This window comes from Mycobacterium tuberculosis complex sp. N0072 (genome assembly GCF_030323725.1).
Taxonomy (GTDB): domain Bacteria; phylum Actinomycetota; class Actinomycetes; order Mycobacteriales; family Mycobacteriaceae; genus Mycobacterium; species Mycobacterium tuberculosis.
This window is the reverse complement of record NZ_CP040689.1, coordinates 3,733,282-3,745,225: the sequence shown is the minus strand read 5'-3', so window position 1 is coordinate 3,745,225 and position 11,944 is coordinate 3,733,282. Positions and strand designations below refer to the sequence as shown.

Sequence of the window (11,944 nt, the reverse complement as noted above, 5' to 3'; positions counted from 1 at the left end):
GGCGGCAACGGCGGCAACGGCGGCGCCGGCGGCACCGGCGTCGTGCTTGGCGGCAAGGGCGGCGACGGGGGCAACGGTGACCACGGTGGGCCTGCCACCAACCCGGGCAGCGGCAGCCGCGGCGGCGCCGGCGGCTCCGGCGGCAACGGTGGCGCCGGGGGTAACGCCACCGGCTCAGGCGGCAAGGGCGGCGCCGGTGGCAATGGCGGTGATGGGAGCTTCGGCGCTACCAGCGGCCCCGCCTCCATCGGGGTCACGGGCGCCCCCGGCGGCAACGGCGGCAAGGGCGGCGCCGGTGGCAGCAACCCCAACGGCTCAGGTGGCGACGGCGGCAAGGGCGGCAACGGCGGTGCCGGCGGCAACGGGGGCTCGATCGGCGCCAACAGCGGCATCGTCGGCGGTTCCGGTGGGGCCGGTGGCGCTGGCGGCGCCGGCGGAAACGGCAGCCTTAGCTCCGGCGAGGGCGGCAAGGGCGGCGACGGTGGCCACGGCGGTGACGGCGTCGGCGGCAACAGCTCCGTCACCCAAGGCGGCAGCGGCGGTGGCGGCGGCGCCGGCGGCGCCGGCGGCAGCGGCTTTTTCGGCGGCAAGGGCGGCTTCGGCGGCGACGGCGGTCAGGGCGGCCCCAACGGCGGCGGTACCGTCGGCACCGTGGCCGGTGGCGGCGGCAACGGCGGTGTCGGCGGCCGGGGCGGCGACGGCGTCTTTGCCGGTGCCGGCGGCCAGGGCGGCCTCGGTGGGCAGGGCGGCAATGGCGGCGGCTCCACCGGCGGCAACGGCGGCCTTGGCGGCGCGGGCGGTGGCGGAGGCAACGCCCCGGACGGCGGCTTCGGTGGCAACGGCGGTAAGGGTGGCCAGGGCGGCATTGGCGGCGGCACTCAGAGCGCGACCGGCCTCGGCGGTGACGGCGGTGACGGCGGTGACGGCGGCAACGGCGGCAACAGCGGCGCCAAGGCCGGCGGCGCCGGCGGCAAAGGGCAGGCCGGCCAGCCCAACTCAGGCACGGAGCCAGGGTTCGGCGGCGACGGCGGCCTCGGCGGCGCCGGCGCAACACCCTGATCACCGGTTGACAGCGATGTTGGGAACGCACGGGAAAGGGCTGGCGGCATGAGTTTTGTCGTAATGCCGCCAGAGATCAACTCCCTGCTGATATATACCGGGGCGGGTCCGGGCCCCCTGTTGGCGGCGGCCGCGGCCTGGGATGAGCTGGCCGCCGAGCTGGGCTCGGCGGCGGCGGCTTTCGGGTCGGTGACCTCGGGGCTGGTCGGTGGTATCTGGCAGGGGCCGTCCTCGGTCGCGATGGCGGCGGCGGCCGCCCCGTATGCGGGGTGGTTGAGCGCGGCGGCGGCCTCCGCCGAGTCGGCGGCCGGGCAGGCCCGGGCGGTGGTGGGTGTGTTCGAGGCGGCGTTGGCCGCGACGGTGGACCCCTTCGTCATCGCGGCCAATCGGTCGAGGTTAGTGTCGCTGGCGTTATCGAATCTGTTCGGCCAGAACACGCCGGCGATCGCGGCCGCGGAGTTCGACTACGAGCTGATGTGGGCCCAGGACGTGGCCGCGATGCTGGGGTACCACACCGGCGCCTCGGCGGCGGCCGAGGCGTTGGCGCCGTTTGGCTCGCCGCTGGCAAGCCTGGCGGCCGCCGCCGAGCCGGCCAAGTCGCTCGCCGTCAATCTGGGTTTGGCCAACGTTGGCCTCTTCAACGCGGGAAGCGGCAACGTCGGCAGCTACAACGTGGGGGCCGGCAACGTCGGGAGCTACAACGTGGGCGGCGGCAATATCGGTGGCAACAATGTCGGGTTGGGCAATGTCGGGTGGGGCAACTTTGGGCTCGGGAATTCGGGGTTAACGCCGGGTCTGATGGGTTTGGGTAATATCGGGTTTGGTAATGCCGGCAGCTACAATTTCGGTTTGGCGAATATGGGTGTGGGCAATATTGGGTTCGCTAACACCGGCAGTGGGAATTTCGGTATTGGGTTGACCGGTGATAATCTGACCGGGTTCGGTGGTTTCAATACCGGTAGCGGGAATGTGGGGTTGTTTAATTCGGGGACCGGTAATGTGGGGTTCTTTAACTCTGGCACCGGGAACTGGGGGGTGTTCAATTCGGGGAGTTATAATACCGGGATCGGTAATTCGGGGATTGTCAGCACGGGGTTGTTCAACGCGGGTGGGTTCAATACGGGTGTGGTCAATGCGGGTAGCTACAACACCGGCAGTTTCAACGCGGGGGAGGCCAATACGGGCGGTTTCAACCCGGGCAGTGTCAACACGGGTTGGTTGAACACCGGTGACACCAACACCGGGGTGGCCAACTCCGGCGACGTCAACACCGGTGCCTTCATCTCCGGTAACTACAGCAACGGCGTCTTGTGGCGGGGCGACTACCAGGGCCTGCTCGGCTTCTCCTCGGGAGCGAACGTTCTTCCTGTCATTCCCCTCAGCCTGGACATAAACGGTGGTGTCGGCGCCATCACTATCGAGCCCATCCACATACTTCCCGACATCCCGATCAACATCAACGAAACCCTCTACCTCGGACCCTTGGTCGTCCCGCCCATCAACGTCCCGGCAATCTCGCTCGGCGTCGGCATACCCAATATTTCGATCGGCCCCATCAAAATCAATCCCATCACCCTGTGGCCGGCACAAAACTTCAACCAAACCATCACGCTGGCCTGGCCCGTCTCGTCCATAACAATTCCCCAAATCCAACAGGTCGCCCTCAGCCCTTCCCCCATTCCCACAACCTTGATCGGCCCAATACATATCAATACCGGGTTTTCCATCCCAGTAACCTTCAGTTATTCCACCCCAGCCCTCACCCTTTTCCCGGTTGGCCTCAGCATTCCCACCGGGGGGCCGCTCACCCTGACTCTTGGCGTAACGGCAGGCACCGAGGCCTTCACCATTCCGGGATTCTCGATTCCCGAGCAACCACTTCCGCTGGCGATCAACGTGATTGGCCACATCAACGCCCTGAGCACCCCGGCAATCACCATCGACAACATCCCCCTGAACCTGCACGCCATCGGCGGCGTCGGGCCCGTCGACATCGTGGGCGGCAACGTTCCGGCGTCGCCGGGGTTCGGGAATTCGACCACCGCCCCGTCCTCGGGCTTCTTTAACACCGGCGCCGGCGGGGTGTCGGGATTCGGGAACGTCGGCGCGCACACCTCGGGCTGGTTTAACCAGTCCACCCAGGCCATGCAGGTGTTGCCGGGAACGGTTTCGGGCTATTTCAACTCCGGCACGTTGATGTCGGGTATCGGCAATGTAGGTACTCAGTTGTCGGGGATGTTGTCGGGCGGCGCGCTGGGCGGCAACAACTTCGGATTGGGCAATATCGGGTTCGACAACGTCGGGTTCGGCAATGCCGGCAGCAGCAATTTCGGCCTGGCGAACATGGGCATCGGCAACATCGGGTTGGCCAATACCGGCAACGGGAATATCGGTATCGGGCTCAGCGGGGACAATCTGACTGGGTTCGGTGGTTTCAATTCGGGCAGCGAGAATGTGGGATTGTTCAATTCGGGTACCGGCAATGTCGGGTTCTTCAACTCCGGCACCGGGAATTTGGGCGTATTCAATTCGGGAAGCCACAACACCGGTTTCTTCTTAACGGGCAACAACATCAACGTCCTGGCCCCCTTCACCCCCGGCACCCTTTTCACCATTTCCGAAATCCCCATTGACCTGCAGGTGATTGGCGGGATCGGTCCCATCCACGTCCAGCCCATCGATATTCCGGCATTCGACATACAAATCACCGGGGGATTCATCGGGATCCGCGAATTCACTCTCCCGGAGATCACCATTCCCGCGATCCCGATCCACGTGACCGGAACCGTCGGCCTCGAGGGTTTTCACGTGAATCCCGCGTTTGTTCTTTTCGGGCAAACCGCCATGGCAGAAATCACCGCGAACCCGGTCGTCTTGCCGGACCCGTTCATCACGATCGACCACTACGGCCCGCCGCTAGGCCCACCCGGCGCGAAATTCCCCTCCGGGTCGTTCTACCTCAGCATCAGCGACCTGCAGATCAATGGACCCATCATCGGCAGCTACGGCGGCCCGGGCACGATCCCCGGCCCGTTCGGCGCGACTTTCAATCTGTCCACATCGTCCTTGGCCTTGTTCCCGGCCGGCCTCACCGTTCCCGACCAAACACCGGTGACCGTCAACCTGACCGGCGGCCTGGACAGCATCACGCTATTCCCGGGCGGCCTGGCGTTCCCGGAAAACCCCGTGGTCAGCCTCACCAACTTCTCCGTCGGCACCGGTGGATTCACCGTGTTCCCGCAGGGTTTCACGGTTGACCGCATCCCGGTGGACCTGCACACCACCCTTTCTATTGGCCCCTTCCCGTTCCGGTGGGACTACATCCCGCCAACCCCGGCCAACGGCCCCATTCCGGCGGTCCCAGGCGGCTTTGGCCTCACCAGCGGGCTGTTTCCATTTCACTTCACCCTCAACGGCGGCATCGGCCCCATCAGCATCCCGACCACCACCGTTGTGGATGCGCTAAATCCCCTCCTGACCGTCACGGGAAACCTCGAGGTCGGCCCCTTTACCGTCCCGGACATCCCCATCCCCGCCATCAATTTTGGCCTCGACGGAAACGTCAATGTGAGTTTTAACGCCCCGGCCACTACCCTGCTGTCCGGCCTGGGCATCACGGGAAGCATCGATATCTCCGGAATCCAAATCACGAATATACAGACCCAGCCCGCCCAGCTGTTCATGTCGGTCGGTCAGACTCTTTTCTTGTTTGACTTCAGAGACGGCATCGAACTGAATCCGATTGTAATTCCGGGAAGTTCTATTCCCATCACCATGGCGGGACTCAGTATCCCGTTGCCCACTGTCAGTGAATCCATACCGCTCAACTTCTCTTTCGGTTCCCCGGCATCCACCGTAAAGTCAATGATTCTGCACGAAATCCTGCCTATCGACGTGTCCATCAACCTCGAGGACGCCGTCTTCATCCCGGCCACCGTGCTGCCCGCAATTCCGCTGAACGTGGACGTCACAATCCCGGTGGGCCCCATCAACATCCCGATCATCACCGAGCCGGGCTCAGGGAACTCCACCACCACCACGTCGGATCCCTTCAGCGGTTTGGCTGTCCCGGGCCTGGGTGTGGGACTGTTGGGCCTGTTCGACGGGAGCATCGCCAACAACCTGATCTCGGGCTTCAATTCCGCGGTCGGGATCGTCGGCCCGAACGTGGGGTTGAGCAACCTCGGTGGCGGCAATGTCGGGTTGGGCAATGTCGGGGACTTTAACCTGGGTGCGGGCAACGTCGGTGGGTTCAATGTGGGTGGCGGCAATATCGGCGGCAACAATGTCGGGTTGGGCAATGTCGGGTTTGGCAATGTCGGGTTGGCGAATTCGGGGTTAACGCCGGGTCTGATGGGTTTGGGTAATATCGGGTTTGGTAATGCCGGCAGCTACAATTTCGGTTTGGCGAATATGGGTGTGGGCAATATTGGGTTCGCTAACACCGGCAGTGGGAATTTCGGTATTGGGTTGACCGGTGATAATCTGACCGGGTTCGGTGGTTTCAATACCGGCAGCGGGAATGTGGGGTTGTTTAATTCGGGGACCGGTAATGTGGGGTTCTTTAACTCTGGCACCGGGAACTGGGGGGTGTTCAATTCGGGGAGTTATAATACCGGGATCGGTAATTCGGGGATTGTCAGCACGGGGTTGTTCAACGCGGGTGGGTTCAATACGGGTGTGGTCAATGCGGGTAGCTACAACACCGGCAGTTTCAACGCGGGGCAGGCCAATACGGGCGGTTTCAACCCGGGCAGTGTCAACACGGGTTGGTTGAACACCGGTGACATCAACACCGGGGTGGCCAACTCCGGCGACGTCAACACCGGCGCCTTCATCTCCGGTAACTACAGCAACGGCGTCTTGTGGCGGGGCGACTACCAGGGCCTGCTCGGCTTCTCCTACCGCCCCGCCGTGCTTCCCCAAACGCCGTTCCTGGACCTCACCCTCACCGGCGGACTGGGCTCCGTCGTTATCCCCGCCATCGACATTCCCGCGATCCGCCCCGAGTTCAGCGCCAACGTCGCCATCGACAGCTTCACTGTGCCGAGCATCCCGATTCCCCAGATCGACCTGGCCGCCACCACGGTCAGCGTCGGCCTCGGCCCCATCACCGTCCCGCACCTCGATATTCCACGGGTGCCCGTCACGCTGAATTACTTGTTTGGCTCACAACCCGGCGGGCCCCTGAAAATCGGTCCGATTACGGGACTCTTCAACACCCCCATCGGCCTTACCCCCCTGGCGTTAAGCCAGATAGTCATCGGTGCTAGCTCGTCGCAAGGGACCATCACGGCTTTCCTGGCCAACCTGCCGTTCAGCACCCCCGTCGTCACCATTGACGAGATCCCGCTGCTGGCCAGCATTACCGGCCACAGCGAGCCCGTCGACATCTTCCCGGGCGGCCTCACGATCCCCGCGATGAACCCGCTGAGCATCAACCTGTCCGGTGGCACCGGCGCCGTCACCATTCCGGCAATCACCATCGGCGAAATCCCCTTTGACCTCGTGGCCCACAGCACGCTCGGCCCCGTTCACATCCTCATCGACCTTCCCGCCGTGCCGGGGTTCGGGAATACGACCGGTGCTCCGTCGTCGGGTTTCTTCAACTCCGGTGCGGGTGGGGTGTCGGGGTTTGGGAATGTCGGCGCGATGGTGTCGGGTGGCTGGAATCAGGCTCCGTCGGCGTTGCTGGGTGGGGGTTCGGGTGTTTTCAACGCCGGCACGCTGCATTCGGGTGTGCTGAATTTCGGCTCTGGCATGTCGGGGCTGTTCAACACCAGCGTGTTGGGGTTGGGTGCGCCGGCGTTGGTGTCGGGTTTGGGTAGTGTCGGTCAGCAGTTGTCGGGATTGTTGGCGAGCGGGACGGCGCTGCATCAGGGTCTGGTCCTCAATTTCGGGTTGGCCGATGTGGGGTTGGGCAATGTCGGGTTGGGCAATGTCGGGGACTTTAACCTGGGTGCGGGCAACGTCGGTGGGTTCAATGTGGGTGGCGGCAATATCGGCGGCAACAATGTCGGGTTGGGCAATGTCGGGTGGGGCAACTTTGGGCTCGGGAATTCGGGGTTAACGCCGGGTCTGATGGGTTTGGGTAATATCGGGTTTGGTAATGCCGGCAGCTACAATTTCGGTTTGGCGAATATGGGTGTGGGCAATATTGGGTTCGCTAACACCGGCAGTGGGAATTTCGGTATTGGGTTGACCGGTGATAATCTGACCGGGTTCGGTGGTTTCAATACCGGCAGCGGGAATGTGGGGTTGTTTAATTCGGGGACCGGTAATGTGGGGTTCTTTAACTCTGGCACCGGGAACTGGGGGGTGTTCAATTCGGGGAGTTATAATACCGGGATCGGTAATTCGGGGATTGTCAGCACGGGGTTGTTCAACGCGGGTGGGTTCAATACGGGTGTGGTCAATGCGGGTAGCTACAACACCGGCAGTTTCAACGCGGGGCAGGCCAATACGGGCGGTTTCAACCCGGGCAGTGTCAACACGGGTTGGTTGAACACCGGTGACACCAACACCGGGGTGGCCAACTCCGGCGACGTCAACACCGGCGCCTTCATCTCCGGCAACTACAGCAACGGCGCCTTCTGGCGGGGCGACTACCAGGGCCTGCTCGGCTTCTCCTACACCAGCACCATCATTCCCGAATTCACTGTCGCGAACATCCACGCGTCCGGCGGCGCCGGACCCATCATCGTTCCGTCGATCCAATTTCCGGCAATTCCCTTGGACCTCAGCGCAACCGGCCACATCGGCGGCTTCACCATCCCGCCGGTGTCCATTTCCCCGATCACGGTTCGCATCGACCCAGTCTTCGACCTCGGCCCCATCACCGTCCAGGACATCACGATTCCCGCCCTGGGACTCGACCCCGCAACCGGTGTCACCGTGGGCCCGATATTCAGCTCAGGCTCCATCATCGATCCATTCAGCCTTACGCTGCTGGGGTTCATCAACGTTAATGTCCCCGCCATCCAAACGGCGCCCAGCGAGATTCTGCCATTCACCGTGCTGCTGAGTTCGCTTGGCGTGACCCATCTAACACCGGAAATCACCATCCCGGGATTCCACATACCCGTCGATCCAATCCATGTCGAGCTGCCCCTGTCCGTCACCATCGGACCCTTCGTGAGCCCGGAAATCACCATTCCCCAACTCCCGCTGGGCCTCGCGTTGTCCGGCGCCACCCCCGCCTTCGCCTTCCCTCTGGAGATCACCATCGACCGAATCCCAGTGGTTCTCGACGTCAACGCGCTGCTCGGCCCCATCAACGCCGGGTTGGTCATCCCGCCCGTCCCGGGATTCGGCAACACCACCGCGGTCCCGTCGTCGGGGTTCTTCAACATCGGCGGTGGCGGCGGGTTGTCGGGCTTCCACAACCTCGGCGCGGGCATGTCGGGCGTGCTCAACGCGATCTCGGATCCGCTGCTCGGATCGGCGTCGGGCTTCGCCAACTTCGGCACCCAACTCTCCGGCATCCTCAACCGCGGCGCGGACATCTCGGGTGTGTACAACACCGGCGCGCTGGGCCTGATCACCTCGGCCCTGGTCTCCGGCTTCGGCAACGTCGGCCAGCAACTGGCGGGCCTGATTTACACCGGCACCGGGCCCTAAAGGCGGCGTCAGGCCAGAGTCGCCCGCACACAGACCGTGACGTAGGGCAGCGCCAGGCCGTTGCTATTCGCCAGCGCCGGATGGGTGGCCAGCAACTGCCGCACCCGGTCGAGCGTTTTGGTGCGGACCTGCGCCGGTGAGGTGATGCAATAGCTGCGCGAAGCCACCAGGTCGATAAGGGCTTGTGGTGTCAGGTAATTCGTCCACTCGACCTGATGGCGCTGCACCGTAGTGAACGGCTCGGGCAGCGTCACCCTGTCGCGCACCGGATCGCCGTCGCGACCGATGATCTCACCCAGCTCGCGCACCCAGCCCAGCCGTTCGTCGCGGGTGTTCCACACCAGGCCGAGCCGCCCGCCCGGACGCAACACCCGGGCGACCTCCGGAATCGCCCGGGCGGGATCCACCCAGTGCCACGCCTGAGCCACCAACACCGCGTCAACGCTGTTGTCGTCCAACGGAATCTCTTCGGCGGTGCCCAGCAGCGCGACGGTTTGCGGCAGCGCAGCACGCAGCACGTCCAGCATCTCCGGGATCGGGTCGACGGCAACCACGTCCAGGCCGCGCTCGACTAGCCGGGTGGTCAGCTTGCCGGTGCCCGCTCCCAGGTCGAGCACGCGGCGGGCGGCGGCCGGCAGCAGCCAGTCGATGGCTTCCGGTGGATACGAGGGGCGCCCGCGCTCGTAGGCGCCGACCGCGGAGCCAAACGACAGGGACATGTCGCGTCGGGAGCACGTCACCGCCGACACGCGCCTTCACGATCAGCCAATCCCAGTGTCTGGCGGATCAATTCGCCCACGGCCTCGGTTTCCACCAGGAAGCCGTCGTGTCCGTAGACCGACTCGACGACTCGCAGCCCGGCGCAGCCCGGCAGCAGGTCGGCCAGCTCCTGCTGCAGGCGCAGCGGGTAGAGCCGGTCGGAGGTGATGCCGCCCACCACCACCGGCACCGGGCAGGCGCGCAGAGCCGCGGAGACCCCGCCGCGGCCGCGGCCGACGTCGTGGCTGTTGAGCGCCTCGGTGAGAATCACGTAGCTGCCGGCGTCGAACCGGGATAACAGTTTGTCTCCTTGGTGTTCCAGATAACTTTGCACCGCGTAGCGCCCGCCGGCCGTCGGATCCTCGTTGCCCTGGTTGTGGTTGGCGAACCGGGTGTCGAGCTCGATCTCGCCGCGGTAGGTGAGGTGCGCGAAGCGGCGGGCGAGTCGCAGCCCGGCGTCTGGTGCCCTCCCCGTCTCGTGGTAGTCGCCGCTCTGCCAGTCCGGGTCGGCTTTGATGGCCGCGATTTGCGTTGTCTGCGTGCCGATCTGGTCTGCGGTGGCACGCGCACCGACCGCCAGCAGCAATCCGGCTCGGACCCGATCCGGGTAGCCGACCACCCATTCCAGGGCCCGGGCGCCGCCCATGGAGCCGCCGACGACGGCGGCGACCTCGGTGATGCCCAGCGCGGCCAGCGCCGCGACGTCCGCCTGCACCTGGTCACGTATCGAGATCAGCGGAAATCTTGAGCCCCAAGGCTTTCCGTCGCGGGCAAGCGAGCTGGGCCCGGTGGAGCCGCGGCAGCCGCCGAGCACATTGGTAGCTACCGCGCACCAGCGGGTGGTGTCAATCGGCGCACCCGGCCCGGCCACCCCGTCCCACCAGCCGGGGGTGGGGTGGCCGGGTCCGGCGGGTCCAGTGATGTGCGAGTCGCCGGTGAGCGCGTGCAAGACCACCACCACGTTGTCCCGTGCGGGCGACAATTTGCCCCAGCGTTGCACGGCGATACAGACATCGTCGATCACCGCCCCGCTTTCCAGTTGCAGCGAGCCGACGTCTATCAGGCCGATTTCGCCTTCGGCGGGCAGCGTCTGGGTGGGTACATCGGAGATCGTCATGTCAGAATTCCTCAGAACGCCGCCACGGACTGCGGGTCGGCGCTGAATCTGCGGGCCGCGGCAAAGCCAAGCTCCAGGTCGGCCAGGATATCGTCGATACCTTCGATGCCCACAGCCAAACGCACCAGGCCCGGGCTGACCCCGGTCGCCAGCTGCTCGGCCGGGCTCAGCTGGGCATGAGTGGTCGATGCCGGGTGGATCACCAGCGAGCGCACGTCACCGATGTTGGCGACGTGGCTGTGCAGCTTCAACGCGTTCACGAATGCCTTGCCGGCCTCGATGCCGCCGGCCAACTCGAAGGACAGCACGGCCCCGGTTCCCTTGGGCGCCAGCCTCTTGGCCCGCTCATGCCAGGGCGAGGAGGGCAGCCCCGCATAGTTGACCGAAAGCACGTCGTCGCGGGCGGCCAGGAACTCGGCGACGCGCTGCGCGTTGGCGACGTGCCGCTCGATCCGCAGGCTCAGCGTTTCCAGACCCTGCGCCACCAAGAACGCGTTGAACGGCGAAGCCGCCGAGCCGTAGTCACGGAGCAGCTGCACTCGAGCTTTGAGCGCAAACGCCGGTGGACCCAGCTCGGCGAACACCACGCCGTGGTAGCTGGGGTCGGGGGTGGTGAAGCCGGGGAAGCGGCCCTGGGTCCAATCGAAGTTGCCGCCGTCGACGATCACACCCGCGATGGCGGCACCGTGCCCGCCCAGGTACTTGGTGGCCGAATGCACGACGATGTCGGCGCCCTGGGCCAACGGTTGGATCAGGTATGGCGTGGCGATGGTGTTGTCGACGATCAACGGCACCCCGTTGCGATGGGCGACCTCGGAAACCGCCGGGGTGTCCAGCAGGTCGATCTGCGGGTTGGAGATGGTCTCGGCGAAGAACGCCTTGGTGTTGGGCCGTACCGCCGCCTGCCAGGTGTCCAGATCGTCCGGATCGTCGACGAAGCTGACCTCGATGCCGAGCTTGGCCAGCGAATAGTGGAACAGGTTGTAGGTGCCGCCGTACAGGCGCGGGCTGGACACGATGTGATCGCCCGCGCCGGCCAGGTTCAAGATGGCGAACGTCTCCGCGGCCTGCCCCGACGACAGGAACAGCGCGGCCACACCGCCCTCGAGCGCGGCGATGCGCTGCTCGACGACGTCGGTGGTGGGGTTGCCGATCCGGGTGTAGATATTGCCCGGAATTTCCAGTCCGAACAGGGCGGCGGCGTGCGCGGTGTCGTCGAAGGTGTACGACGTGGTCGCATAGATCGGCAGAGCCCGGGCGTTGGTGGTCGGATCAGGGTGCTGACCAGCGTGTATCTGTTTGGTTTCGAACGACCAATGCGCGGTCGGATCGGCGTCGGTGCTATTGCTGTCGGCGCTCATGAGCTTTCCCCGTCTGGTCAGGGGCCCG

At 64.9% G+C, this 11,944-nt stretch carries 5 protein-coding genes; 2 read left to right on the top strand and 3 right to left on the bottom strand.

Annotated features, from left to right (window positions below):
• The first annotated feature begins 42 nt into the window (after positions 1–42).
• Together FF952_RS17640 and FF952_RS17635 are read left to right on the top strand one after the other, a co-directional pair.
• Positions 43–1,059 carry a hypothetical protein gene (locus FF952_RS17640; RefSeq protein WP_009938644.1) on the top strand — a complete coding sequence of 339 codons (1,017 nt, stop codon included), beginning with the start codon at positions 43–45 and terminating at the stop codon, positions 1,057–1,059.
• Positions 1,060–1,107: 48 nt separating this feature from the next.
• The gene (locus FF952_RS17635) at positions 1,108–8,679 is read left to right on the top strand and encodes a PPE family protein (RefSeq protein WP_031653940.1); all 7,572 of its coding nucleotides are present in this window, start codon (positions 1,108–1,110) and stop codon (positions 8,677–8,679) included.
• An 8-nt stretch (positions 8,680–8,687) separates the two neighbouring features.
• Here FF952_RS17635 and FF952_RS17630 read toward each other — a convergent pair whose 3' ends face one another.
• From FF952_RS17630 to FF952_RS17620, 3 genes are read right to left on the bottom strand one after another with little or no spacing between them, the layout of a single operon-like run.
• Positions 8,688–9,419, bottom strand: coding sequence for a class I SAM-dependent methyltransferase (locus tag FF952_RS17630; RefSeq protein WP_003417461.1), 732 nt, complete (start codon positions 9,417–9,419; stop codon positions 8,688–8,690).
• Positions 9,416–10,555: a homoserine O-acetyltransferase MetX gene (metX, locus tag FF952_RS17625; RefSeq protein WP_003417458.1), complete on the bottom strand. Its 1,140-nt coding sequence runs from the start codon at positions 10,553–10,555 to the stop codon at positions 9,416–9,418. Before metX ends, FF952_RS17630 begins: the two co-directional genes overlap by 4 nt.
• Positions 10,556–10,566: 11 nt before the next feature.
• Positions 10,567–11,916 (bottom strand): bifunctional o-acetylhomoserine/o-acetylserine sulfhydrylase, encoded by a 1,350-nt coding sequence (locus FF952_RS17620; protein ID WP_003900028.1) that lies wholly within the window; start codon positions 11,914–11,916, stop codon positions 10,567–10,569.
• Between the last annotated feature and the right edge of the window lie 28 nt (positions 11,917–11,944).

Coding starts and splice junctions, on each gene's coding strand:
- FF952_RS17620 (WP_003900028.1), bottom strand. CDS start 11,916: ATGAGCGCCGACAGCAATAGCACCGACGCCGATCCGACCGCGCATTGG.
- FF952_RS17635 (WP_031653940.1), top strand. CDS start 1,108: ATGAGTTTTGTCGTAATGCCGCCAGAGATCAACTCCCTGCTGATATAT.
- metX (WP_003417458.1), bottom strand. CDS start 10,555: ATGACGATCTCCGATGTACCCACCCAGACGCTGCCCGCCGAAGGCGAA.